Source organism: Exiguobacterium sp. s78, assembly GCF_018618985.1.
Classification (GTDB): Bacteria; Bacillota; Bacilli; order Exiguobacteriales; family Exiguobacteriaceae; genus Exiguobacterium_A; species Exiguobacterium_A abrahamii.
On record NZ_JACSNB010000002.1, the window covers coordinates 36,172 to 61,295 of the forward strand.

At 48.3% G+C, this 25,124-nt stretch carries 21 protein-coding genes; 10 read left to right on the plus strand and 11 right to left on the minus strand.

Going from position 1 to position 25,124, the window contains the following annotated elements; genetic code table 11:
• Positions 1-19: 19 nt before the first annotated feature.
• The gene (locus KNQ18_RS11665; protein WP_215084902.1) at positions 20-4,465 is read right to left on the minus strand and encodes a polysaccharide biosynthesis protein; all 4,446 of its coding nucleotides are present in this window, start codon (positions 4,463-4,465) and stop codon (positions 20-22) included.
• A gap of 183 nt (positions 4,466-4,648) precedes the next feature.
• Here KNQ18_RS11665 and ypfJ point away from each other — a divergent pair, with 183 nt between their 5' ends.
• Positions 4,649-5,491, plus strand: a complete 843-nt coding sequence (gene ypfJ / locus KNQ18_RS11670; RefSeq protein WP_029343140.1) for a KPN_02809 family neutral zinc metallopeptidase — start codon at positions 4,649-4,651, stop codon at positions 5,489-5,491.
• Between the two features lie 62 nt (positions 5,492-5,553).
• Here the strand turns inward: ypfJ and KNQ18_RS11675 are convergent, their stop codons facing one another.
• Both KNQ18_RS11675 and KNQ18_RS11680 read right to left on the minus strand, forming a co-directional pair.
• Positions 5,554-5,922 (minus strand): nuclear transport factor 2 family protein, encoded by a 369-nt coding sequence (locus tag KNQ18_RS11675; protein WP_215084904.1) that lies wholly within the window; start codon positions 5,920-5,922, stop codon positions 5,554-5,556.
• Positions 5,923-5,944: 22 nt separating this feature from the next.
• Positions 5,945-6,427 carry an Rrf2 family transcriptional regulator gene (locus KNQ18_RS11680; RefSeq protein WP_215084906.1) on the minus strand — a complete coding sequence of 161 codons (483 nt, stop codon included), beginning with the start codon at positions 6,425-6,427 and terminating at the stop codon, positions 5,945-5,947.
• A 208-nt stretch (positions 6,428-6,635) separates the two neighbouring features.
• Here KNQ18_RS11680 and cydD point away from each other — a divergent pair, with 208 nt between their 5' ends.
• From cydD to KNQ18_RS11695, 3 genes are all read left to right on the plus strand, one after another.
• The gene (gene cydD / locus KNQ18_RS11685; protein ID WP_215084908.1) at positions 6,636-8,366 is read left to right on the plus strand and encodes a thiol reductant ABC exporter subunit CydD; all 1,731 of its coding nucleotides are present in this window, start codon (positions 6,636-6,638) and stop codon (positions 8,364-8,366) included.
• A complete protein-coding gene (gene cydC / locus KNQ18_RS11690; RefSeq protein WP_215084910.1) occupies positions 8,363-10,072 on the plus strand; it encodes a thiol reductant ABC exporter subunit CydC in 1,710 nt (569 codons plus the stop codon). Before cydD ends, cydC begins: the two co-directional genes overlap by 4 nt.
• A 125-nt stretch (positions 10,073-10,197) precedes the next feature.
• Positions 10,198-10,839, plus strand: a complete 642-nt coding sequence (locus KNQ18_RS11695) for a cyclase (protein ID WP_214771992.1) — start codon at positions 10,198-10,200, stop codon at positions 10,837-10,839.
• A gap of 40 nt (positions 10,840-10,879) precedes the next feature.
• On the opposite strand, the gene kynB is transcribed toward KNQ18_RS11695, so the two are convergent.
• The 4 genes from kynB to kynU are packed head-to-tail and all read right to left on the minus strand — an operon-like array spanning position 10,880 to position 15,047.
• On the minus strand, positions 10,880-11,503 hold the full coding sequence (gene kynB, locus KNQ18_RS11700) for an arylformamidase (RefSeq protein WP_214771994.1): 624 nt from the start codon (positions 11,501-11,503) through the stop codon (positions 10,880-10,882).
• A gap of 13 nt (positions 11,504-11,516) precedes the next feature.
• On the minus strand, positions 11,517-12,356 hold the full coding sequence (kynA, locus tag KNQ18_RS11705; RefSeq protein WP_149426635.1) for a tryptophan 2,3-dioxygenase: 840 nt from the start codon (positions 12,354-12,356) through the stop codon (positions 11,517-11,519).
• Between the two features lie 23 nt (positions 12,357-12,379).
• The gene (locus tag KNQ18_RS11710; protein WP_251133413.1) at positions 12,380-13,759 is read right to left on the minus strand and encodes an amino acid permease; all 1,380 of its coding nucleotides are present in this window, start codon (positions 13,757-13,759) and stop codon (positions 12,380-12,382) included.
• 10 nt (positions 13,760-13,769) lie between these two features.
• Positions 13,770-15,047, minus strand: a complete 1,278-nt coding sequence (kynU, locus tag KNQ18_RS11715; protein WP_215084914.1) for a kynureninase — start codon at positions 15,045-15,047, stop codon at positions 13,770-13,772.
• Positions 15,048-15,155: 108 nt separating this feature from the next.
• On the opposite strand from kynU, the gene KNQ18_RS11720 reads away from it, so the two are divergent.
• From KNQ18_RS11720 to KNQ18_RS11730, 3 genes are all read left to right on the plus strand, one after another.
• The gene (locus KNQ18_RS11720) at positions 15,156-15,785 is read left to right on the plus strand and encodes a TetR/AcrR family transcriptional regulator (protein WP_214805831.1); all 630 of its coding nucleotides are present in this window, start codon (positions 15,156-15,158) and stop codon (positions 15,783-15,785) included.
• 49 nt (positions 15,786-15,834) lie between these two features.
• Positions 15,835-16,287, plus strand: a complete 453-nt coding sequence (locus KNQ18_RS11725) for a DUF4385 domain-containing protein (RefSeq protein WP_214805833.1) — start codon at positions 15,835-15,837, stop codon at positions 16,285-16,287.
• A gap of 67 nt (positions 16,288-16,354) precedes the next feature.
• Positions 16,355-16,654: a hypothetical protein gene (locus KNQ18_RS11730; RefSeq protein WP_214805835.1), complete on the plus strand. Its 300-nt coding sequence runs from the start codon at positions 16,355-16,357 to the stop codon at positions 16,652-16,654.
• A gap of 79 nt (positions 16,655-16,733) precedes the next feature.
• On the opposite strand, the gene KNQ18_RS11735 is transcribed toward KNQ18_RS11730, so the two are convergent.
• The 3 genes from KNQ18_RS11735 to KNQ18_RS11745 form a co-directional block, all read right to left on the minus strand.
• Positions 16,734-17,930 (minus strand): MFS transporter, encoded by a 1,197-nt coding sequence (locus KNQ18_RS11735; protein ID WP_214805837.1) that lies wholly within the window; start codon positions 17,928-17,930, stop codon positions 16,734-16,736.
• Positions 17,931-18,293: 363 nt separating this feature from the next.
• Positions 18,294-19,355: an acyltransferase family protein gene (locus KNQ18_RS11740; RefSeq protein WP_214805840.1), complete on the minus strand. Its 1,062-nt coding sequence runs from the start codon at positions 19,353-19,355 to the stop codon at positions 18,294-18,296.
• Positions 19,352-21,124 (minus strand): CDP-glycerol glycerophosphotransferase family protein, encoded by a 1,773-nt coding sequence (locus tag KNQ18_RS11745; protein ID WP_214805842.1) that lies wholly within the window; start codon positions 21,122-21,124, stop codon positions 19,352-19,354. Before KNQ18_RS11745 ends, KNQ18_RS11740 begins: the two co-directional genes overlap by 4 nt.
• 292 nt (positions 21,125-21,416) lie before the next feature.
• Between KNQ18_RS11745 and KNQ18_RS11750 the strand changes: the two genes are divergently transcribed.
• From KNQ18_RS11750 to KNQ18_RS11760, 3 genes are read left to right on the plus strand one after another with little or no spacing between them, the layout of a single operon-like run.
• Positions 21,417-22,130: an IspD/TarI family cytidylyltransferase gene (locus KNQ18_RS11750; protein WP_056064491.1), complete on the plus strand. Its 714-nt coding sequence runs from the start codon at positions 21,417-21,419 to the stop codon at positions 22,128-22,130.
• Positions 22,127-23,152, plus strand: coding sequence for a ribitol-5-phosphate dehydrogenase (locus KNQ18_RS11755; protein ID WP_215084916.1), 1,026 nt, complete (start codon positions 22,127-22,129; stop codon positions 23,150-23,152). Before KNQ18_RS11750 ends, KNQ18_RS11755 begins: the two co-directional genes overlap by 4 nt.
• A 31-nt stretch (positions 23,153-23,183) precedes the next feature.
• A complete protein-coding gene (locus KNQ18_RS11760) occupies positions 23,184-24,386 on the plus strand; it encodes a CDP-glycerol glycerophosphotransferase family protein (RefSeq protein ID WP_149426643.1) in 1,203 nt (400 codons plus the stop codon).
• Positions 24,387-24,506: 120 nt separating this feature from the next.
• On the opposite strand, the gene KNQ18_RS11765 is transcribed toward KNQ18_RS11760, so the two are convergent.
• Positions 24,507-25,064 (minus strand): nitroreductase family protein, encoded by a 558-nt coding sequence (locus tag KNQ18_RS11765; RefSeq protein ID WP_023466727.1) that lies wholly within the window; start codon positions 25,062-25,064, stop codon positions 24,507-24,509.
• Positions 25,065-25,124 lie beyond the last annotated feature (60 nt).

Consider the following 25,124-nt stretch of genomic DNA (forward strand, 5'->3'; position numbering starts at 1 on the left):
ATTGTCCTTTTTCGATACACTATTTTTGGTTTCGTTTCAGACGAGGAAGACGTTGCTTGAACACAGACGATAGGCGTTGTCGCATAGCCAGACCACGATTGCTCGTCATGAAATAAATTAACAAGATACTAAGTGGGAGTGCTAAGACGAGGATGGTCAGTCCGGCGTAATAAATCGGACGTAGTACGACGGTCACATGTGCCGTCTTTTCGTTCGAACGATACAACTGACTAACGCCGTTTAATGCCGTGTCACCACGCATCGTTTCCTGATCTGTCTGGAGCTTAAATAACGGTGTCGGAGAATCATTGACCGTGAAGCGACCGAGTGGCGCATCACTTTTTATATCCCGTCCCATCTGTGATGCATCGACATCAAGCGCACGGGCAGGTTCTGTTGCGAACAGCGTACCGCTTTGCTCGGAGAGAACGAGTTGATCGACTAGAATCAGTTGATCGTACGGTAGCACTTCTAAATTCTTCAGACGCAATTGCCCAGCCCTTTTCTCATTTCCGCGCGTCCAGATATGCAGTTGCATCCGGACGGTCTTCTTCGGTGGAATGACGATTTGTTCATAATGGTTCCACTGCTTCTTTTTCTTTTCTTCGACTTCATTGATGAAATCCGTACCGATGACCCGATCATCTTTATCCAGGTAATACACTTTAAGGTGTCGTTGACGGACGTTCTTGCTGACGGCGTCGAACTGGATCAAATATTCGTGATATGGTTTCACCTTCATTTTTTGCGAGGCATAAATATACCAATCACAGGAGCAGGTCGGCTCGTAATCAATCGTATAGCCGTCTTCGGTCTCACTCGCGTCGAACATATCATCCGTGATCGAGACGCACGTCGCACAATTCGCTGCTGCTTCCGGAGCGGCAAGGGCTTTATCGGTGACGATCTCGTTTGGGTCGAACTTGTGCAGATCCTTCCAATCGACGAGTGACGGTACCTTACTCGCATAGGACAGCTCTAGCTGATAGCGTCCCTTCGCAAGTGGGATATCGGACAACTTGACCTCGTATAACGTTTGGTAGACATCACTCAACTCTGTCATCCGGTACGGAAACGCTAAATGTAGCGGATCGTACGTCACCGTCTGATTCCCGATCTGCTGTTGATGTTTTTGACCATTTAGAATATCAGCACGAGACAAAGCGCGTTCGAAGACGACCTGCTTTCCGTCTCGGATTTTGACAGTGATTTGACCATCGTTTCCTGGCGGTGGAGTCAACATTAGTTGAAGCTGATAGTCGGTCGCTTCGCGAATATCGATCGAACGCTGTAAACGTCCCCGTTGCGCAGCGACTCCTTTCCCAAAGCTCAGTCCAGGATAGTTTCGTTCCGACTGCAAGTGACCGGTGTAATCGAATCCGGTCTCTGCCTCGAGTACCATCAAGGTCTTCGTGAAGGCGAGTGTATCATCGACGCGTTTTCGTAAAGCAGTCAGCCTTTCTTCCGGAATCAGAACGATGTTTTGGATGGCATTAAAGCCTTCCGTGTTCGTCACGCTGAGCGTCGCAGGACCGCTCGGCGTCGTGAACGAACCGATCGGAACCCAAGCGAGTTTAGCACCGGATCGTTGTCGAGTTTGAATCGTGACGCCTCGTTTATTGAAGGTTAAATCGAGTTGTCCACCTTTTTGGTTCAGCAGCACACGGGCAAACCCAGCGTAACGACCGGCTGGCAGGTCTTTCGTCATCGTAAACGTGTTCGGGATCATATAATCCTCATAGCTGAAGATTTTAATATCATGGACCCACCAATACGTTTTCCGCTCGGGGCGCTGGAAACTGAGTAGATCAATCCGCATCGTTTTTGCGTTTCGTGGTGTGACATATTCACCTTGCAAGTGAATCGCGTCGACATCACCGGAATCACGCGGAGCGACGACATACGTCTGATTCAGCTCGCGATCCTTCTCATCAAAGAACCGGACCTTGACGTGGAGCCGGTCGACCCCGCGACCGCTCGCTGTAATATCAAAGCGGTAGGCGTTATTCGGTCGTGCCGGTAGCTTATCGGATTTCGCGACTTGCCAGATGTATTTTGGGTCGCCTTCCGCGACTTCCGCATGAAGGACAGGCAGGTTATTATCTTTTGACATCGGATTCGGAGACAAGTCGACGATGTCCGGGTTATCGGCTTTAAAGAACGTCTCATCCTCAAGCATCGAATTAAAGGAGGCGACCTGCTTCGCCTTTAATCCGTCTAATTTGTAGACCGGCGCGTCAATCCGGGCGGAAGCAAACGAGAGACCGATCCCGTCTCCAAAATCGAGGTCAAACGACGGGTTCGTCATACCTTGCGTCCGTAAATACCAGCGCCAATCATTATTGGCGAGAAACGTCTTACCCCAGTTCAGGAAAGCATTGGCTGAATCAATCGCATCGAACGGTTTCCAGTAGTATTCGTCCGGCACTTGGCTGAGAACAAGGTCGTTTTCCTCGATCATCTCGACGATATCCCCCTTTTTCATCCAGGAGAGGCTATCCTGATGTGCTTGTGTCGCATACAAAATCGATTGACGACCGAGATCGTAGCCATCCAGTGTCGGATAACTGATTGACCGTTCGAGTCCATAAGGGGTCAAAATCAATTGTGGAACGGTTCGGGTATCGAGCGGTGCAATCAAGTCGAATAAGGTGAACAAGCCGACTTGTTTCGTTTGTACGAGATCACGTTGTTCCTGTAGAACCTTTAGATTGAAGTCTTGTCGGTCCTTCATCCCCGTGTACTCATCCCGGTAGGCGAATTGTTTCAGTCCGAATGCTTTTGCGATCTGTCCGGCTTGTTCCGACCGACCGGTGTCGAGTAGATATTGCATGAACGTCATCATGTAACCAATCGTCGGCGACGCCCCTTCATGATGAAAGACGGTATCGTGTGCCGACGTGTAGACTTGCACGTCACCCGTAGCCTTGATCTCGCCACCTTTTCGTGGATTTTGATTCCAGCGTGGAGTCGCGATGCCGGTACTCGGTTGTGTCATCTCGTCCGCAATCGGGAATTGCAACCATTTCCCATCGACTTCTTTTTGGATAGCTGTGTACTCCTTAGGCATTTTGACTGGATGATAAAAACCTTCCATATAGACAGTCCGGTAAGGGAGGAAAAAGCAGGCGACGACGATCAGTGTTCCGACGATCGAGACGACCCGGTACAACTTCAGTGGAATCGTCCGGGACGCACGGATAAAGACGGCATTCAATCCGACGGCGAGCAACAAGCTGTAACTGACCATCAAGAGACCAACTAGCTTATTCGGATCGCGGAACATCGCGCCGATCAACGGTGTCTTCGTCACGAACAGGACGAAAGCATCGGCAACTTGTTCATGGGTACCGGTCGCAAAGACGATCAGCGGAATCGCAAGCAGACTAAAGAATAGATGGATCGGTTGCCGATACGCGACGACGGCTCCTAGCAAGATGAGTAAAAGTGTAATCGCGCCAGCAATCCAAAACGTCAGCGGTAACGTCGTCAAATCAAACATCGGCCACCAGTAGCTCGTTAAAAATAAAACGTTCGCCCAGCTCGAGTGTCGGCTGAACAACATCAATGTATCAGAGACATTGATATTGTGTTGTGAAGCTTGTGAGCCAGTCAGAATCGAGCCGACGTACATCAAGAACCAATATCCATTGAATAGTAGAAAAACGAGACCAAACGCACAAGTCGCCCGAACATAAAACCACAGTAACGGTGACCAAATCCGTTCTTTGCGACGGGTCCAACTCGTCTTTAGGAAAATGAGTCCGACCATGATTCCCATGTAGATCAGCGAGAAGAAGAAATAATGGATCCCCGCCGCCATGAAGGCGAAGACGATCGATAGTCCGGTAATATCAATCCATGTCCGTCGGCTCAACCGATCAGACAAACGAAAACCAGGATCGAGTTGTTCCCGAAACTTCGGGTCGAAGATGTTGAAGAACAACATCAAAGCGTAAGGGAAGACGGAATAACCACATAGTAAATAGATATGTTGAATCCGCGTAATCACCCATGGGTTCAAGGCATAAAACAACGCGGCAATCGCAAAGGCAATCAGTGAGAGATAAGAAAAGTGCTTCGAGACATAAACCGAATGGAGCCGTTTCGTAAAAGCGAACATCGATAAAGCAGAGATCGTCAACAGTCCGATGATGAATGACTTGATCAAGACGGGACCGGATGAGCCAAACAATAGACTGAGTACATAAAACGGTAGGATGTAGAGCAATCGTGCGACATTCAGAAGCGTCGTCGTGCTCCAGCGATTGTTCCAGGCACCGTAGATTTCTTCTAAATAGCGATGTGAGGACAGTCCGAAGGATAGATCGCTGAACGTCACCATACCGGAACGAAACAACGGGAAGCTATAAATTAGGATGAATACAAACATACCAGATAGGACAAGGATGTCCTTACGGTACGTATGCATGAAGTTCTTGAGGTGTTGACGGAACGAGTGCATCGGACAACTCCTTTCTACGAAAATCCGTGCTGAACTTCTTCTCTACAGGAGGGCGATATTCCTAGAAATGGATGTACTTATTTTAGCAATGAATACGAGAAGGAACGTCCATCCTAAGACGGAGCGTTACGGACGAATGCTTTCGGGTAAAGACCTACAACGAAACGAGTAGGAGGAAAGCGCATGAAATGGAAGGGAAGAGAACGGAGTTCGAACGTTGAGGATCGACGAGGAATGGGAGGGAAAGGAATCGCCGGTATCGGTGGTGGTGTTGGGATCATCCTGCTGATCGTCATCACCTTGATGGGCGGTAATCCAGCTGAATTACTCGGAGACTTAACCGGTGGGGATCAGCAAAATACGACGTACGAAGAAACAGCACAGGAAAAAGAAGCAGCGGATTTCGTCTCTGTCGTCTTAGCGGATACGGAACGGGTCTGGACGAAGGAATTTAAAGAAGATGGCAAAACATATAAAAAACCAAAGCTCGTCTTATATACGGATCAAGTCAGTTCGGCTTGCGGACAAGCAGGGAAGTCCGTCGGTCCCTTTTATTGTCCCGGTGATCAGAAATTATACATTGATTTAAGCTTTTATGATGAACTGCAGACGAAGTACGGGGCCCCGGGCGATTTTGCGATGGCTTATGTCATTGCGCACGAAGTCGGACACCATGTCCAGACGTTACTTGGAAAGTCGGACGAGATCATGCCACTTCGAGAGCAAATGAGTGAGGAGAAGTTCAACAAGTACCTCGTTCGATTCGAGCTACAGGCCGATTATTATGCCGGCGTCTGGGCGCATCATGCGCAAGGCGAAAACTTGCTCGAAGAAGGCGATCTTGAAGAAGCGTTGACGGCAGCGAATGCTGTCGGGGATGATACGTTACAAGAGAAGGGACAAGGATATGTTGTACCGGAAAGTTTCACCCACGGCACATCGGCGCAACGAGAACGTTGGTTCCAAAAAGGCTTTGATAACGGCACGATCGAAGGTGGAGACACATTCAAAGCGAAGAACCTATAAGAATACCAAAAAACCTGTGTTCTGCTTGCGCGGAACACAGGTTTTCGTTATTTAAAAGCTTCTTATGAACGGAACATCGTCGGATCATCTGGAACGTTCTCCAGGTAAGCGATCCGTCCGTTTTCATCGAGACGTGCGATATCTTTTCCGTCTTGTGTGAAGACACTACCGTCTGCCCGTTTTCCGCAAACTGCCCAGCGTGTTTCATACGTTCCTGGTGTTGTTTCTTCCCAGCCCGCATACATATGCTTAATATCCTGATTCGCCGTGAACACATGACGGACGAACTGTTTCCAGGCGTCGATGCGGTGCTTTGGTTGTCCGTTCAGAACGAACGTGATGTCTGTCGTGAATAAGGAAACGAGGTCCTCAAAAGCTTGTGCGTCCGTGCGTGACGCGTCGAATAAGTCAAAATAACGATTCAATACCATAGTAAAAACCTCTTTCTGTTCATTAAAGTGTCATCATCCGGTTTGTGATTAACGCATGCAATCGTTCTAAATGTTCCGGTGGACAGGAGGCATCGATTGCTTGACGGATCGAGCCAATCGATTCGCGCTTTAACGTCGATTGCCACGCCTCTTCCGCCTCTGTCATTAGATTCGAGAGTAGACCGATTTCCTGTTCCTGAATTCCCATCAAATCCTCGAAGACACCGCTTGACGCATACAACGTCTGCTTGCCCTCGATCGCTTGATAAACGTCAAAGATTTGAATTTCGTCTGCCGGACGCCGTAAGCGAAAGCCGCCTTTGACACCCGGTACGGAATGCAACAGATCCGCCTGAACGAGTTTTCGTAAGAGTTTTTGAAAATAGGTTGGCGAGGCACCGAGTTGCTGGCTGATGAATTCACCGGACAACACAGCGCGATCCGGAAGAAAGGTCAAGAGCAACATCGCGTAGACGGATTGCTCGACCCCGGTTTTCATTTGCATGAGAAGTCTCCTTTCGTTAAACGTGGATAATATATATCCATAATAGTTTTATTCGAAAGAATTGTCGAGTTTTATGCTCTCACAAAACCGTCACACCTTTTCGACAGCATCTGCATGGCATCCCCGTTCCGGATTCGGTATACTAAATGTACGATATGTGAAAATATTCACTAAAAGTCGTTCACACTTTGTGAAAGGACGTTTGTATATGAATCCATTAAAAGGAATCGTCGAGATTCCACGCAGTATTCTCATTCAATTTATCATTGCAGCTTTCCTGATGGGGGTTGCGGTCGTCGGTCAATCGTATGGTATCGTGTTGACGGTCGATCGGATTTTCTTGAAAGAACAACCGTTTGAAGCCGTCATTCCGTTACTGCTCGTTGTCCTCGGGATGCTGTTGCTCCGGGTAGCAGTGACGTATTGGAACGGTCGTCTCGGTACGACGTTATCGGCACACATGAAGCAGGCCCTTCGGGAAGCACTCGTCGCGAAATACACAGGTCGTTCGGTCGAGATGATGCTACAAGGGCAAGCGGGACAGAAGGTCAGTGTCTTGCTCGACGCTGTAGACGAGATGGACAGCTACTACAGTCAGTACTTGCCGAAAGTAGTCCAGACGACGATCGTTCCCTTGATGGTCTTGATTGCAGCATTCAGCTATGACTGGATCACCGGTCTCGTCATGATGATTACGGCACCGTTCATTCCGTTGTTCTACATCATCATCGGCATCATGACGCAAAAGCGGGCCGATGCTCAACTCGAGAAGATGACGGCATTCTCGGGAACGTTCCTTGATACGTTGCAAGGACTGACGACCTTGAAGTTATTTGGTCGTGCGAAACGACAACGTGACGTCATCGAAAAAAGCAGTCTTGATTTCCGTGATGCGACGTTAACGGTCTTGAAGCTCGCCTTCTTATCGTCGCTGATGCTTGAGTTCATCTCGATGCTCAGCATGGGAATGATTGCACTTGAAGTCAGTCTGCGCTTGATTTTGTTCCAAAGCATCACCTTCATTCCGGCATTCCTGATGCTCGTATTGGCACCAGAATACTATCTTGCCTTAAAAGAGATGGGAGCTGCCTTCCATACGGGACGAGGTAGTGTCGCGGCAGCGAAACAGATCGCAGCCGAACTAACAGCAGACGATCGTCCTGTCGCCTTCGGTCAATCAGAACTTTCGATGAACCGTCCACCACGAATCGTCTTGGATGAAGTTGATTTTACGTATCAAGAAGGACGTTTTGCCTTACAAGACGTGACACTTGCGATTGAACCGTATCAAAAGGTGGCATTGATCGGTCGCAGTGGTGCCGGTAAGTCGACTGTCTTACAGTTGATTGCCGGACTCGCGGATCCAAAAGAAGGACGGATTCTGCTTGACGGGATCGAGCGCAGTCAGGTGGAGGAAGCGAGCTGGTTCCGTCAGTTGAGCTACATCTCGCAGCATCCGTATCTGTATGCCGGAACGCTGGCAGAAAACATCGCAATCGGTGAACTCCGTCAAGCGACGCCGGAAGAGATTTTTGAGGCGGCGCAGGCGGCAGGACTCGAGGAGTTGATTGCGACGTTACCTGAAGGGATTGACACAGTAATTGGAGAAGGCGGACGTGGTCTATCAGGTGGCGAGAAACAGCGCGTTGCGTTGGCACGAGCGTTCTTGAAACGACCGAACGTCATCGTCTTTGATGAACCGACGACAGGACTCGACGTCAAAACGGAGCGACTGCTTCAACAAGCGATCGAACAGCTTGGACAAGCAGCGACAGTCATCACTGTCGCACACCGCCTGCATACGATCGAGCGCTCAGATCAAATCGTCGTCCTCGATGGCGGACGAATCGTCGATTGTGGCACTCACGATGAACTGCTTGGACGTGATTCGGAATATGCTCGGATGCGTAGCGTCCAGAGAGGGGAGGAAACACGATGAAGGAACTACTAGGAGTCTTTCGATTGATGGTGCATCAAAAACGCGATATCGCCTGGTCGATCTTCTTCGGTGTCCTCGCCGGAGTGACAGCGGTCGGTTTATTCGCAGCAAGTGGTTACCTGATTTCAAAGGCAGCCTTATTGCCACCGATCCAGACGCTTGCCGTCTTGATTGCGCTACAAAAAGTGTCGAGTCTGACGCGCGCCGTCAGTCGATATGCGGAACGTTATTATTCGCACCGGGCGACGTTTACGATCCTCAGTGATATCCGGACGTCGTTCTACCGGAGACTCGAGCCGCTCGCGCCAGGAATTTTCGGCAAATACCGGAGTGGGGATTTACTTGCCCGGATTGTCGGGGACGTCGAGAGTCTGCAAAATACGTTTTTACGTGTCCTTTATCCACCGATCGTGTTGCTGCTTGTCTTCTTCTGTACGATCTTTTTCGTCAGTTTCTTCTCGTGGACGATTGCCGGACTGTTATTGCTTGGTCTGATTCTGACCGGTTTCTTGATTCCGGGTTGGTTCGCGTACCGCGAACAACGTTTCGCACGTTCAGTTCGTGTCCGCCGTGGTGATCTGTCGACAGAAGTGACAGAGTTGTTCCAAGGCTATCGGGATTTAAAGATTTATCAGCAACTTGATCAAAAAGAACAGGACTTGAATGCCGTCGCAAAACGGTATGTCGAAGAAGAAAAACGTAATGGTTTACATGCTGTTTCGAACTTGGCCTTGAATACGATGGTGACGCTGATCATCTCTTGGCTCGTTCTTGGTGTCGGTGCCTATCTTGTCGCGAGCGGACAGCTCGAAGGGGTCTTCCTCGCTTTACTCGTCATGACATCGCTGACCGTTTTTGAAAACGCCGCACCGATGGCGATTTTACCGGGCTTTTTCGAAGATAGCCGGCATGCTGCGAAACGACTTGATGAAGTCGTGACCGAGCAAGAAGAGCCAACTTATGACACGTTTGTTCTCGATCAGGCACCATCCTTTGAAACGAACGCGTTGACGTTCACTTTCCCTGATGCACCGCGTCCGGTCTTACGTGACATCACCGTCTCAATTCCTGCCGGCAAGAAGACGGCAATCGTCGGGGCGAGTGGTTCCGGGAAATCCACGTTACTTCAATTGATGTTACGGATGTATCCGACAGACGGATTAACGATTGCTGGTCAAGAGAGTCAGACGGTTGATCCGGAAGGACTGTGGCAACACGCAAATGTCGTCCTGCAACAGAATCATTACTTTTATGGAACGCTTCGCGATAATCTATTGCTTGCGAACGAAGCAGCAACGGACGAGGCGATGCGTCAAGCACTCGATGATGTTGGGTTAACGACGTTCGAATTAAACGATCGTGTATTTGAAAAAGGAGAGAACTTGTCTGGAGGAGAAAAACAACGCTTAGCGATTGCTCGTGTGCTCTTACGGGAAGCGTCGCTCTACTTGCTTGACGAACCGACGTCTTCCGTTGATGCTTTGACAGAACAGATGATTCTCGATCGATTGTTCACGCGAGCGGAGAACGCGACACTTGTCCTCGTCAGCCACCGATTAGCGGGTCTTGAAGCGATGGATCAAATCATCGTCATGGATCAAGGTCACGTCATCGAAGTCGGAACATATACCGAATTGATGGCGCGACAAGGACCGTTCTATGAATTAAAACAAGTCGAACAGTCCGTGTTTGCTCCGATTGGATAAAGATATAGGATTGGCGATGACCCAATTTGGTACATCGCCTTTTTTAGTTTATAAGGGAGAACCGAAAAAGACATGACAGTCTACCTTTGAAATGGTAAAGTCTAGAAAAAGTGTGGAGGGATTTCATGCATATCGAACAATCATCCATCGTCGTCGATCAGACAACCGTTTCATATGATCATTTTCAAATGGGATCCAAACAGGTTTGCTTCTTGATTTCGGGAGCATCGTACCTTTACGACCATCCTTACTTCTACTACAGCCGGATGGCACTACTAGCTCGAGACATCGATGTCATCTGTATTCATTATGTGACAGAAGAGCTCTTTTCGATGACAGACGCAGAATCGAATGTCTGCATGACGCAACGGGTCGACGCCGTCGTCTCAGAAGTGCTTGCGACACATACATATGAAAACGTTCAGTTCATCGCAAAGTCGTTAGGAACAATTCCGCTAGCGGCATTGCTCGCTAAGCCGAATCTACAGACAGCACGTTTCGTCTTCTTAACACCCGTTCTTGAAGCCGAAGTAGTCGAACAAATCGCCACCTCGTCGCAAGCTGGACTCCTTGTCATCGGAACAGCCGATAAGTTTTATGATGAAGCGGCACTTGAAACGTGTCGCACCTCACAACTGACGATTGATGTTATTGAAGGAGCAAATCATTCTCTGGATCAAGGATTTGAGGTTGATCCATCGCTTGCAGTCCTTGGGCATGTCGTTCGTCAAATCGAAGCTAGTTTGTTCGAACCACTACCTAAGTAACAAAAAATCCGTCCAGCAGAGAGCCTGCTGGACGGATTTTTTAGTATGGACGAAGTAAGGCACGAACGGGACTACCGTCGCCGTCGACGAGCGGAAGTGGAACAGCGTTGAGGTGGTAATCACCAGGCGTGATCGCATCAAGGACGAGTCCTTCAAGGATATGGACTCCATGCTGCGCCAGTGCGTGATGGGCCGCCATTTCCTTACTATCGATCGCATCGACGCTTGGTAAGTCGAGACCAATCAGCGAAATCCCGAGTTCTCCGAGACGCTCAGCAAGACTTGGCGTCAAGACGGGAATCGTTTCTGGGAAAGTTGATTTGTCGATCCAACCATCCGTTTTGATGATCAAGCGCTGGACGTCATTTAGCTCAAAGCCATCTAAATCAGCGGCTGTGATTTCTGTACGACCTGGTAAGTAAATGACACGCGCATGTCCGATGTAGAGATCCAGATCAAGGTCGATGATTTTTTGTCCAGCATCGTCAAAATGAAACGGCGCGTCGACATGAGTGCCAGTATGCAGACTCATCGTTACCTTTCCGACGTTAACGGAACCGGTGTCTGCCTTATTCCATGTCAATGTCGCTTCAAAAGGTGTATCTCCCGGCCACGTCGTGACGTGGCGATCAAGTGGTTGTGAAACATCAATCCATCGTGTCATCGCTTCATCCTCCTCATAATGTCGTGCGGACTGACCACAGTTCCGGGAAGAATCGGTGGTCGAGCACACGTCGTAGATAACTGACGCCAGAAGAACCGCCCGTTCCTGGCTTTTGTCCGATGATCCGTTCGACGGTACTCATATGGTTAAAGCGCCACATCTGCTGCTGGCTCCCGATATCAAGTAGTTTTTCACCGAGCTCATACAGATCCCAGTATTGTTCGACATCCCGATAGACGGTCGCCCAAGCTGCTTCGACACTTGCATTCGGCGTCCAGTCTTGCGTGACATCACGATCAAGGACGGATTGGTCGATCGGTAGCCCATGGCGCGCCATCGCCCGGATCGTTTCGTCGTAGATGCTTGGTGTCTTCAAGTCTTCGAGCATCATCGGATAGAGTGTTTCGTCATGCGCATACACTTTTAGCATCTGCTCATTCTTGAAGCCGAGCGCGAATTCGATTTGACGGTTTTGATACGATTGAAAACCGGATGAGTGACCAAGCGCATCACGGAATTCCAGATATTCGGCAGGGGTCAAGGTCGACAAGACATTCCACGACTGAATCAACTGGTGTTGAATCTTTGAGATACGTGCGAGCATCTTAAACGATGATTCGAGATCATCGTTTGCGACCGCTTGCGTCGCTGCTCGCATCTCATGCAGGATCAGCTTCATCCAGAGTTCGCTCGTTTGATGAATGATGATGAACAGCATCTCGTCATGATGCCCCGATAAGCGATGTTGACTCGTAAGCAATGGATCTAGTTGCAAATAATCCCCGTAGGACATATCTTTCTTAAAATCCGTTTGAATCGATGCTTCAATAGACGTAGGATCTGTCTTTGTCATTCCCGTTCATCCCCTTTATCGAATTAATTTAGTTTTCGTTTTTCAGCGGTCTGTGGTTGTTCCGGATGCGCCCGTTTCCAGAAGAAATAGGCGATCGATAAGAACACTAACCACGGTACACCAAACTTCAAGACGATTTGGAAATCCGTGAACCATGTCGTTAGGACGAGTGCGAATAACAACAATGCACCGAGGGCAGTCAGATACGGATAGCCCATCATCCGAACCGGTAACGTCCGTCCACCTTCACGTTCCCAGACTTTACGGAAGTACAGATGGGAGATGAAAATCATGAACCATGTGAAAATCGCCCCGAACATCGAAATCCCCATCATGAATGGATAAGAAACGCTCGATTGACTGCTGATGATCGCTGCGAGAAAAATGCCGAGTGTCGATAAGGCGAGTGCGAAGAGTGGTACACCTTTTCGATTCAAGCGTCCAAATACTTTTGGCGCATACGTTGCCTTCGATAACGAATACATCATCCGTGTCGAAGCGTACAGTTGACTGTTCATCGCAGACAGCGCCGCTGTCAGGATGATGAAGTTCATGATACCGCCTGCATATGGAATCGATAGCATCTCCATTACTTTAACGAACGGACTTTGATCGACACCGCCTGCTTGTTGCCATGGGACGATCATCAACATCAAAGCAATCGTGACGACATAAAACGTCGAGAGACGGAAGACCGTCGCTTTTAATGCTTTCGGTACGGCGACATCTGGGTCCTTCGCTTCACCAGCAGTGACAGCAATCAATTCCGTTCCGAGGAAGCTGAACAGGGAGATGAAGATTGCGATCCAGAGACCTGAGAAGCCGAACGGCATGAAACCACCGTCGTTCGTGAAGTTTTGTGGACCAATCTCAGGACTTGGACTACCGATAACCAAGTAGGCACCAAGCAAAATGAATAGCAAGATGGCACTGATTTTAATGACTGAGAACCAGTATTCGAAGGTCGCGAACGTATTGACTGTCGTGGCATTGATGTAAATCAACGCGGCAGCGAATACGAGAATCCAGACGACCCCGGGAACGTCGGGGAACCAGTATTTCATATAGATCGCAATCGCACTGACTTCGACACCGATCGCGAGAACGTTTGCGATCCAGTATGAATAGCGGACGAGAAAACCCGCATATGGACTAATGTATCGTTCGGCAATCGTACCGAACGAGCCAGATGTTGGATGAGCGACCGTCATTTCAGCGAGACAGCCCATTAAAAGTAGGACGATGAAGGCGCCGACTGCGTAACTGATCAAAACGCTCGGTCCGGCAAGCCCGATCGCAAGTCCACTTCCGAGGAAAAGACCGGTTCCGATCGCACAGCCCATCGCAATCATCGTGAGTTGGCGTGTCTTGAGTTCACGCCGTAGTTCAGTAGGTTGTTCCATGGTGTACTCCTTAAGCAACGACTTCGCGTTCATTCGCGAAACGTTCGTATTCTTTATCTTTCATGATTCGTTTGAGTGTCGCGACGACGTCATAGACATCGGTAAACGTATTATAGAGAGCGACGGGTGCTAGACGGACGATGTTCGGCGCCCGAAAATCGGGAATGATCCGATTTTCCTTGAGTGCTTTACAAATCCGTGCTGCTTCCGGGTGCTCGAGGCTGAGATGCGCCCCACGGCGTTTATCATCGACCGGATTTCCGATGACGAAACCGTACGGTGTGAGTTCCTGCTCGACGAGTTCCATCATGTACTGCGTCAACGCGAGTGATTTTGTCCGAACGGCTTCGATACCGACTTCGTCAAACATCTCTAATGCACCGATTTGTGGAGCAAGACTTAAGACGTGTGGTGTCCCGATCTGGAAGGCACCGGCATGCGCCGCCGGTGTCATCGTATGATCCATATCGAACTGCTTATCCTTACGCGAACCAAACCAGCCCGTCAGACCAGGCAACGTTCCGAAATGACGTTCGTGGACGAATAATCCACCAACCGTTCCAGGACCACCGTTCAAGTGTTTGTAATTACACCAGTAGGCAAAGTCGACGCCCCAGTCATGGAACGCGTGGGGAACGGCTCCGACGGAATGACAACCATCAAAACCGATCAGGATGCCACGGTCGTGTGCCGCCTTCGTCAAACGCTCCATATCGAGAATTTGTCCACTTCGGTAAAGTACCGCCGGCAAGACGATCAACGCGATATCATCCGTCATCGCGGCGATGATATCATCTTCTTCTAAAAAGCGACCATCCCGACTCGGAACTTGGACGAGGTGTGTCTCCGGATCCAGGCCACGTAAGCGAAGTTGGCTTTGGAGGGCATAGATATCCGACGGGAACGTCAGCGCATCCGCTAAAATCTTATCTCGTCCTTCTGTTGGTTGGAAGAATGTCGCGACGAGTTGATGGAGATTGACGGTCGTCGAACCGGTGACCATGACTTCTTCAGCTTGTGCGCCGACGAGCGGAGCGTTGAGAGCAGCGAGACGTTCCGATAATTCGAACCAAGGATGACGTCCTTTCATCCAGCCATCGATTCCGAGTTCTTTCCAGTCTGATAGCGACTCGAGCAACGTCTTCTCGGCACGCTTCGATAATAAACCGAGCGAGTTTCCGTCCATATAGATACTACCCGGTTGCAGATAAAACTCATCACGATAGGCAGCGAGTGCATCTTGCTCGTCCAGAGCAATAGCATCGCTCCGTTTTGCTTGCAGTGTCATACGTCATCCTCCTCAAATGAATGCTCAATCAATTTTGACAAAAGCGTAGCAAACAAATTGACATTGTGTCAATATTATCGAATAGAGAAAACAAAAGGAGTGAAGGACATGTCATCTTCTCAACCAGAAAAAATCGATAAACGTCATCTGCGCACGGTGCGGACACGCGAGAAACTGTTGAGTGCGGCACGTGACGTCTTCTTAGAACAAGGATTTCAAACGGCAACGATTTCACAAGTGATTAAACAAGCTGGCGTCGGTTACGGAACGGCTTATGTCCATTTTGAAGGAAAAGATGAGCTGCTCGTCGTCCTGATGGAAGATGTCATGAGCCGCTTCCACGCAATCGCGGAACGAACATTCGAACCGACTACGTCGATGGAGGCAAAGGAACGCATCGTGACGCAAGCGACGGATTTCTTACGTCTCGCGGAAGAAGAACGAGCGATACTACGGATTGTCGAGCAAGCGATCGGCGTGTCTTACATCGTCCGTGCAAAATGGAAAGCGATTCGGGAACGCTTTATTGATCGGATCAGTCAGGATATCCAGTATGCGCAGGAGACAGGACTCGCACGGCAAGATGTCGATCCAAAACTCGTCGCCCGTGGCTGGTTCTTCGCGAATGAGATGTATTTATTCGAAGTCGTCCGCGAAGAGGCGACAGCGACGATTGAAGAGATCGCGCACGTCTTAGCGACGATTTATACGCAGGGACTCTACCGAATCGAGGATTGATGAACGGACGGGAAGGGAACGTTTCGAAGTAGAAGGGAGCGTGGCCGGGATGCCGTTTGATTACGATCTCGATTTCAAGACGACGGATTTTCGTAAGGAGCCGGAAAAGTACCGGGTTGGACGTGGGGAGCAAGGGGTCTTACTCGTCGAACCTTATAAAAGTGAGATTTTGCCGCATTGGCGTTTTAAGACGCCGGACATCGCGAAGGAATCGTCTGAGAAAATTTATAAGATGTATTTAGCTTATAAAGAAGACGGGGACTTCGTCGGCATGGATATGGCGCGGAAGTTCATTCAGATGGGACATACGCGCGCACGACGTTACGCGAACTACAAGGGTGGACGCAAATATAAAGATAAAGAGACTAAAGAATTGCACACGCGCGAGATTGACGAAGAAAAAGCAAAATCTGCGGCCATCTTTCAAGAAAAATGGGATTTGATCCGGGCGGATGAAGAATACCTTGAACTTAAACGTGCGCATCAAAAGCAGTACGGATAAGTGATTTCAAAATAAAGGGAATCAATTCAAATCATGCGATACTGAAAAGAAAATGGGAGGTATCGGTATGAACCGTTGGTGGGTTCCACTATATCCGATTGGTCTGTTTTTACTGGTCGATCACTTTTTCTATAATATTTCGGTGACATGGCTTATCGTGCTTGGTGTCGTGAGCATCCTTTTGAGTGTCCGTTCGAAGCGACCATCCTTTTCTTCGTATCGTCCGTTAATGATTGGGACACTTTTAATCGGCTGCGGTCTGATGCCGTGGTTGACGCTAGATTTTACAGGAATCGTCTTCGTCTTCTTGTTAACAGAAATCGTTGCGAAACTGCTTGTGTCAAGAACAGAGGAACAATCCGTATAACGGGCGAATATCGTTAAACGAAATAGCCTCGACTGCTCTGTCCGATGGGATGGAGCAATCGAGGCTATTTTTGATGCGTTTAAGAACTCTGTTCGACCTTGGCAATTAATCGTGCTTGACGTTTTTGCCAGATGAATGATCCGATGAACGTCACGACGAGGAAAATCAGACCGAGTGCGAACGGATAGAGAATGTTGACGTCATACAGGACACCCGCAAGCGTCGGTCCGAGCACGTTCCCGATGCTCATGTAGGCGTTGTTCATTCCCATAGCAAAGCCTTGCTCATTACCAGCGAGCTTTGAAATCATCGTATTCAAGACGGGACGTAAAATTGACGTCGCGAGGAAGATGACGAGGGTGATCGCAAAGAATCCACCGTAACTTGATGTCAATAATGACAACAGGAAGCCGAGCGCTGCGATGAACAGGAATAGGTTCAAGACCTTTCCTTCTCCGAGACTACGTGACAACTTATCAACGATGAAGATTTGAGCAATGACGCTGATGATACCGGTCGACGTCACCATGATCGCGATGTCTTTCGGTGAAGCACCGAATTGGTCATCGACGAATAGACCAAGTACTGATTCGTATGCCATGAGACCGAAGCTCATGACGAGTGTTATGACGAGCGGTACGAAGTACGGTTTCTTAAACGACGTTCCCAGTTTCTTGAGCATCGAACCTTCGTCTGGTGCCATCGCTGTCGCATCGTGTGTTTCGCTTTCTTGAAGTAACAGGACGCTGAACAAGACGGCTGCCCCTGAGACGATTGCTGAGACGAGTAGTGGCAATTTTAAGTCATACTCGGCAAGGAAACCACCGATTCCAGGACCGATGACGATTCCGAGTGACATCGCAGCTGAGACGTAACTGTTTCCTTTTGCGCGTTGATCCATCGTCGTGATGTCCGCGACGTAAGCAAAAATTGCTGGAATCAGAAGTGCAGCACCGGCACCGCCGATTGCGCGCGAGATGTAGAGGACCGTGACGGAATTCGAGAAGTAGAAGACAAACATCGAGAGCGTCAAGCCGATCAATCCATAGATGATCATCTTGCGACGACCGTATTGGTCCGCCCATTTTCCGGCAATCGGTGACATGACGAGCTGTGCTCCGGCAAAGATGGCGATCATTAATCCGGCAGCCGTTCCACCTTGTCCAATCGAAGCTAAGTAAGCGGGTAGAATCGGAATGATGATCCCGAAGCTCCCGACCGCAATGAACATATTGATCATGAGGACCGTTAATTTTTTTCGTTGATCCGCGTGCAAGGGGACCCCTTCTTTCGACCCGCTTTCTGTAAGCGGTTATTTGTTTCACCTTCATTATCTTAGATTCAAGCTAAAGCGCCTGTCAACGCAGACGAGTCGAGGATTCGAAAAAGGGGCTGACTCAAAAAAAGAATGACGCGTCTTTTCACGCCCTTTCCTCAGGCGAGACACAAGCCAGTTTTCCTGCTTCATTTAAGCAGGAAAGCGGGTCTTGTTCGTCTCTGACAGCGCATAAATGCGCTTTTCCTGTAGGAGTGGCGTGTGACGCACCATTTTTTGTGTTACGAGATAAGGGTGGCAGATTTTTATTCTGCCACCCTTATCTTTGTAGAGACTGACTTTTGAGTCAGCCTCGGTTCAGATTTATTGGTCTTTTTTTAATAACCATTTGATGTTCGGTGACAGCAACGGTCGGAAGATTGTCACGACGAGTCGACTCGAGAGCAACCAGACGAATCCGGTAGCGAGCAAGAACGACAGTCCGATCAGTAACAGTGGCGACTCCGTAATGGCTGGTGGAACCGAATCACGGAACAAACGGACGATGAACGAGTGAATCAAGTAGATCGCAAGCGTCTGGATGCCGATCTGGTCGAATCGATCTCCGAATGACCGATGCGGCACGAGCAACAAGACCGAGAAGATCATGATCGTACTGACGGCATAGAGGAACAATTGAATCGCTGCTCCCTTCAGAAGCGAGACTTCAAATTCCCCGTAGGTGTCGCGGTAGAAGAGCCAGACCGTATCAAATCCGTTTTTCGTCCAGACAATCATGAAGACGGCAATCAAGATTGAGACGATTAGTCCAATCAGTCGACCGATTGGTGCCGTCATCTGCTTTCGCCAGCCGGCGTCAGTCAGCCAACCGCGCTCTTTGACGAGGTAACCCATCAAAAAGAACGGATAAAAACTGACGACTTTTTGTAACGACAGGAAGTTCGTGATTGAATCTGGGTTGGCATTGATCAATAACGCAAATAAGATACTGACGATCAGCGGGAAACGCATCACCTGGAATGCCGGTGTGACGGTTTGCCAAATGATGATCCCAAGCAGATACCAAAGCGTCCAATTCGGAACGAGCGGATGGAGTAACCCATCGAGCATCTCACGTAAGGAATCATCCTGCGTGTAGGACAAATAGATTTCGTGAATCGATTGCCAGATGAAATATAGGGCAACGAAGGCGAGGATGCGTTGAGGTCGAACTTGTTTGAAAAAGTAGCCGCTCATGAAAATGAAGGCGGGCATGTGCAACAAGTAAATGACGTTATACGCCATCCTCACACTATCGTTTCCCGGTAAATCACGGAACGTCTCGATCAAATGACCGAAGACGACCATGAAGATGAGTAAGACCTTATAGTTCCCAAGCCAATGATCGTACGCTGGTGTGGTCACTGGTTTGATGGAGCGATTCATTTTTTCTCACCCAGCAGGATTTGATCAACGAACCGGGCGCTCGATTTCCCGTCTTGATGTTCAAAGAAATACTCTGCGAATGCTTTGACGTTATGCATTTCGAAGTCTTTGTTTTTAATCCGTTCAATCAATTCGTCCGATGTCTTGACGATTGGACCCGGAACGAATTCTTCGAAGTCGTAATAGAAATCACGTTTTGAGATGTAGTCCTCAAGGTCATACGCGAAGAACAACATCGGTCGATTCAATAGGGAGAACTCGAAACACGTTGATGAGTAATCCGTAATCAAGATATCTGAGACGAACAGCAACTCATTGATTTCACGATGATCCGTCAAATCGAGGAAGAAGTCAGCGTAGACTTCTGGAATCTCCATCCGGCGGCGGATGAATGGATGCAGTTTAAGGACGAAGACGTACTCCTCATGAAGTGCTTCGTACAGCGCATCGAGATCGAGTTGATCAAAATCATAATAGGCACTCTTCGCACCATTTCCTCGGAACGTCGGCGCGAACATAATGACTTTCTTTTGTTTGAAGATGGGATATTCCTCATAGATACGTGCTTTTGCTTCCTCGATGAACGGTTGATCGAAGAACATATCCGTCCGTGGAATACCGGTCGCGATGACTTGATCTTCCCGTAATCCGAAGCCTTCTGCATAATGACGGGCGACATTATGGGAGCTGACGATGGCTTTCGTGTAGTTTCGATGACTGAGCGAGTTTGCGCTTGGACCACCTGGTTTTCCGAGACGGCTGTACCCGAATGTCTTGAAGGCGCCAACGGCATGCCAGACTTGAACCAAATCACTGCCTTTACGAATATTCAACGGATAGATCATCGGATAGAAGTCATCGACAAGAATCGTCTTTGCTGTCGCTAAATGGTATGGCAAGGTAAACTTGTCACGCCAATCACGACGAGACTGGAGATTCGGTTTGAAGAAGGTCTTCACATCGAGATCAAGATCGCGACGCTTGACTTCATCTAAGATATAAGCAAAGTTCCCACTGATATCACTCCGTGAATCCGAAGCGAGGATGACTTTGTTCTCTTGGATCGGTTGCGTCCATTTCGTGACGTTATAAATCGCCTTAAATGTGAAACGGCGGAACTTGAACGCGCGCTTCTTCATGTTCTTCTTCCACTTCTTATAGCGATCGATGACTTGGATTAGACGTTTCGATTCGCCTTTCTTCAGGGAATGGAAACCTAAAGAGTTGCTGTATTCCGAATACTGCACGACAAGTTCATATTCGAGTAAGATCAAGGCGTTACTATGTTTTGTATCGACGCGGTAAGCGACTGGGATTAACGAACGCGTATCACCAAAAGGCGCTTCATGTAAGATCGTCTTTCCTTGGACGATGGCGAAGAACGCATCAAAATAGCCCATCGGCAATGGACGACCGGTCGGCGTGATATGATTCAGGTTCAATTCGCCTGTAAAGGCTTCTTCCGTCCAGTCACCTTCGAACGGAAAGCGACAAATGAACGTCCGTTTGTTTCGTTTATTACGGAAGACAATGGCACGTTCAAGCGGTATCAATGCTTCGGCAGGTTCAGACTGAATATACTCATCGTCATGTTCCTCAAGTTCAGGTTGCTGTTGCGATGTAGGATTTTCAAATAACGTTTGTTCGGCACGCAAAAAATCAGCCAATCCACTTAAACGTGCTTCGAAACGAAACGTCGTTCCAGCTAATTCCAAGTAGGTGACCTCAGCATGTAAAGTAGGGGTTAGTGTCTCTTCGATCAAAACCATCTCTCCTCGCTCGAATAATTACAATGCATTTACACAATCATGATAGATTTTTAAATTTTACGTGAACATAGTATAGTGAAACTAGAAATCACCACTCATTATATCGTGAGACATTAAAATTAATAGGGATTTCTTTATTTTTTTGTGTTTTTGTAAAATAACACTTCAACACAGACTGCACCATTACACATACCCTGAACGCTAGGGAAAGAAAACCGAAATTCGATTATTTCATAAGGGAGGGAAGCAGGTCGTCTCGTTTGGAAGAGTCAACGAGACACTGCGCCAGAAGATGATTTATGCAGCCATTTTAGCTGGAGGAAAAGGAACACGGATGGGGAATGTCGATCGACCGAAACAATTCTTATCGATCGGAGAACGTCCAATCATCGTCCATACAGTAGAGAAATTCCTATTACATGAGGATTTTGACCGCATCATCATCGTCACACCGACTGCTTGGATTAACTATACGCGCGATATTTTGGAGAAATACATTGGAAAAGATGAACGCCTCGTCATTACACCGGGTGGACAGGATCGAAATGAATCGATCATGGCAGCGGTGAACTGGATCGAAGAGAAAAACGGTCTGTCTGAGGAAGATATCATCGTCACACACGACGCTGTCCGTCCGTTCTTGACGCACCGCATCATTAAAGAAAACATTGAAGCAGCACAAGAATTCGGTTCATGCGACACAGTCATTTCAGCAATCGATACGATCGTCGCGTCAACGAACGGTAAAACGATCACAGATATTCCGGTTCGTGATCAAATGTATCAAGGGCAGACACCACAAAGTTTCCAGATCACGAAGTTGAAATCGCATTATGAGTCGCTTTCGACGGAAGAACGAGCGATTTTGACGGATGCTTGTAAGATTCTTTTACTTAAAGGAGAAGATGTGGCGCTCGTCACGGGTGAACTGTTCAATATTAAAGTGACGACACCATACGACCTACGGATTGCGAATGCTATCTTGAAGGAGCGGATTCATCAATGATTAACCAAGTCTATCAACTCGTCGCCCCGCGTCAAATCGAAGTGACATATGATGAACGGTCATTGAATACCGATCGTGTTGTCGTGCGTCCAACGTATTTATCGATTTGTCACGCGGATCAACGCTACTTCACGGGGAGCCGTAGTGCGGAAGTATTGGCGAAAAAATTACCGATGGCGATGATTCATGAAGGCATCGGAAAAGTCGTACATGATCCGAGTGGAACATTCAAGAAGGGAACACTCGTCGCGATGGTTCCGAATACACCGACGGAAGAAGATGACATCATCGGTGAAAACTATTTGCGAACGAGTCGTTTCCGTTCGAGTGGATATGATGGCTATATGCAAGACTATGTGTTCTTAAAAGCAGATCGTCTTGTCGAGGTACCGGATGATCTTGACCCTGAAGTCGCGGCATTCACTGAGCTCGTCAGTGTATCGGTCCATGCCTTGACTCGTTTCGAAAAGATTGCCCATCCGCGTCGGGAGACGTTCGGAGTGTGGGGTGACGGGAACCTTGGCTTCATCACAGCACTCTTGCTACGTAAGTTGTATCCGGAAGCGAAATTACTTGTCTTTGGCAAAACGCAGTCGAAGCTTGACTATTTCTCGTTTGCAGACGAGACGTACCACATCGATCAGATTCCAGCCGATGTCTCCTTCAACCACGGTTTCGAATGTGTTGGGGGAATTGGCAGTCAATATGCGATCAATCAGATGATCGACTATATCATTCCGGAAGGCACGATGGCGTTACTCGGTGTATCAGAGGATGCCGTCGCGATCAACACGCGGATGATTCTTGAAAAAGGTCTTCGTGTCTATGGTTCAAGTCGGAGTACACCGGCTGATTTCGCACGGACGATGGAATTGTATCAAGCACATCCTGATATTCCAGCTTATTTATCGAACCTTGTTTCAGGCGTCTTCCAAATTCGACAAATCGAAGATATCCATAAAGCGTTTGAAAACGATTTAACGAACCGGTTCGGAAAGACGGTCATGGAATGGTGCATGTAACGATGTGCGCTGAAAAAGAGGAGAATCGTCTATGAAACAAAAAATTCGGTTATTGCAACGACGGACGGTCCACTATCTGCTTGCTGTGACGTACTGGTTGACGAAACGGTTACCGATTCAACCGAAAAAAGTCGTCTTTGCGACGTATCGTTCCGATCGTCTTGTCGATAACTTTCGTGCCGTCTACGATGAACTCGAACGTCGCGACTTAGGGTATGAATACGTTTTTTTGTTAAAGCGATTCCCTCAATCGTTGGCGGGACAAATTCAATACGTCTTTCATATGATGCGAGCGACGTACGAGTTAGCGACTGCTCGTTACTTCATCATTGATGATTATTATTACCCTGTATATGTGTCGTCCTTACGGGAAGGGACAGAAGTCATTCAGCTATGGCATGCTTGTGGAGCCTTTAAAAAGTTCGGCTATAGTGTGCTTGATAAATCCTATTCACCGGATGATGATTATTTGAAGATGGTCCAGATTCACCGGAACTATAGCAAGGTCTATGTTTCTGGTGAAGCATGTATCGCACCATATGCGGATGCTTTCGGAATGGAGCAGAAAAGGATCTATCCATTAGGGGTTCCACGGACGGATCAGCTACTGAACACAGCACGTCAAGCCCGTGTTCGAGAAAAGTTGTATGACCGATATCCAGAATGGCGCAAGAAACGAATCATCTTACTCGCGCCGACGTTCCGAGGAAATGGACAGACAACGGCACATTACGATCAAGAGCTTGATTTTGAGAAGTTCCGTCGAGAGCTTGGACCGGATACAGTCCTCTTGCTTCGCATGCACCCGTTTGTTCTCAATCCACCCGTCGTACCGGACGCGTATACGGATCAAATCATTAACATGACAGACTATCCGGACATCAATGATTTGATGCAGATTGCGGATATTCTGATTACGGATTATTCGTCTGTCATCTTTGAGTTTGCCTTGTTGCAGAAGCCGATGATTTTTCTCGTTAACGATCTTCAGTCGTATAAAGCAGAACGCGATTTCTACTTCCCATATGAAACGTTCGTACCGGGACCAATCGTGTCGACGTTCGAAGACGTCATTGCTTGGATTAAACGTGGGCAATTCGATACACAGAAAATCGAGACATTTGCGAATCAGTTCTTTACGTATCAGGACGGAGAAGCGACCAAACGAATCGTCGACCATATGTTATATGACACGATTCCAGAGGCGCCTGTCTATACGAAAACACCAGTGTGAATACAGAAAAACGTTCCGATTGCGTCTCCGTTTGGGGAGAGAGACGTCATCGGAACGTTTTTATTTTTGAATTGGGGCTTGATTGGCGCGAGCAGGGGTAGCTCGCAGAATGCGCACCTCTTAAAAGTGCGTCAACTTGTCCTTTGCGGACGTTCTAGGTTTGACAGGTGGAACGATGGCAGGCCAGCCGATTTGAATGACGCCGAGGACGCGTTCGTTTTCAGAAGCGTCAACGAGTGAGGCATACTCTGGTGTGAACCAGTGTTTTCCGCTCTTCCAGCAACACCCAAGACCTCGTTCTGTTGCTACCAACTGCAGATTTTGAATCATCGCAGCAGTTGCAAGTGTATCCTCTAGCTGTTGATCCGGTGTCCCTTGTACCTGACAAAGTACCGTTAAATAAACCGGGACTTCCCGTAATTTTTGTTCAGCCTGTTGACGTTGTTCAGACGTTTTCGTCTCGAATTGACCACGCGCTGTCAGCAATTCCATCAAGGCATCGACATACCGTGTTTGTCCGTCTTCGATTGCGAGAACAAAGCGCCAAGGCTCTCGTAATTTATGATTCGGGGCATAAATCGCCGTGTCGAGTAATGCTTCTACCAATTCGACCGGAACGGGTTGTTCCGTATAGGACCGGATCGACCGGCGTGTTTCAATCACTTGTTGGGCATGCATCCGTTTCATCTCCTCACTGAGTACTTTTTCACTATAAATGATAACGATTATCATTGTCAA

Coding starts and splice junctions, on each gene's coding strand:
- KNQ18_RS11665 (WP_215084902.1), bottom strand. CDS start 4,465: ATGCACTCGTTCCGTCAACACCTCAAGAACTTCATGCATACGTACCGT.
- ypfJ (WP_029343140.1), top strand. CDS start 4,649: ATGAAATGGAAGGGAAGAGAACGGAGTTCGAACGTTGAGGATCGACGA.
- KNQ18_RS11675 (WP_215084904.1), bottom strand. CDS start 5,922: ATGGTATTGAATCGTTATTTTGACTTATTCGACGCGTCACGCACGGAC.
- KNQ18_RS11680 (WP_215084906.1), bottom strand. CDS start 6,427: ATGCAAATGAAAACCGGGGTCGAGCAATCCGTCTACGCGATGTTGCTC.
- cydD (WP_215084908.1), top strand. CDS start 6,636: ATGAATCCATTAAAAGGAATCGTCGAGATTCCACGCAGTATTCTCATT.
- cydC (WP_215084910.1), top strand. CDS start 8,363: ATGAAGGAACTACTAGGAGTCTTTCGATTGATGGTGCATCAAAAACGC.
- KNQ18_RS11695 (WP_214771992.1), top strand. CDS start 10,198: ATGCATATCGAACAATCATCCATCGTCGTCGATCAGACAACCGTTTCA.
- kynB (WP_214771994.1), bottom strand. CDS start 11,503: ATGACACGATGGATTGATGTTTCACAACCACTTGATCGCCACGTCACG.
- kynA (WP_149426635.1), bottom strand. CDS start 12,356: ATGACAAAGACAGATCCTACGTCTATTGAAGCATCGATTCAAACGGAT.
- KNQ18_RS11710 (WP_251133413.1), bottom strand. CDS start 13,759: ATGGAACAACCTACTGAACTACGGCGTGAACTCAAGACACGCCAACTC.
- kynU (WP_215084914.1), bottom strand. CDS start 15,047: ATGACACTGCAAGCAAAACGGAGCGATGCTATTGCTCTGGACGAGCAA.
- KNQ18_RS11720 (WP_214805831.1), top strand. CDS start 15,156: ATGTCATCTTCTCAACCAGAAAAAATCGATAAACGTCATCTGCGCACG.
- KNQ18_RS11725 (WP_214805833.1), top strand. CDS start 15,835: ATGCCGTTTGATTACGATCTCGATTTCAAGACGACGGATTTTCGTAAG.
- KNQ18_RS11730 (WP_214805835.1), top strand. CDS start 16,355: ATGAACCGTTGGTGGGTTCCACTATATCCGATTGGTCTGTTTTTACTG.
- KNQ18_RS11740 (WP_214805840.1), bottom strand. CDS start 19,355: ATGAATCGCTCCATCAAACCAGTGACCACACCAGCGTACGATCATTGG.
- KNQ18_RS11745 (WP_214805842.1), bottom strand. CDS start 21,124: ATGGTTTTGATCGAAGAGACACTAACCCCTACTTTACATGCTGAGGTC.
- KNQ18_RS11750 (WP_056064491.1), top strand. CDS start 21,417: ATGATTTATGCAGCCATTTTAGCTGGAGGAAAAGGAACACGGATGGGG.
- KNQ18_RS11755 (WP_215084916.1), top strand. CDS start 22,127: ATGATTAACCAAGTCTATCAACTCGTCGCCCCGCGTCAAATCGAAGTG.
- KNQ18_RS11760 (WP_149426643.1), top strand. CDS start 23,184: ATGAAACAAAAAATTCGGTTATTGCAACGACGGACGGTCCACTATCTG.
- KNQ18_RS11765 (WP_023466727.1), bottom strand. CDS start 25,064: ATGCATGCCCAACAAGTGATTGAAACACGCCGGTCGATCCGGTCCTAT.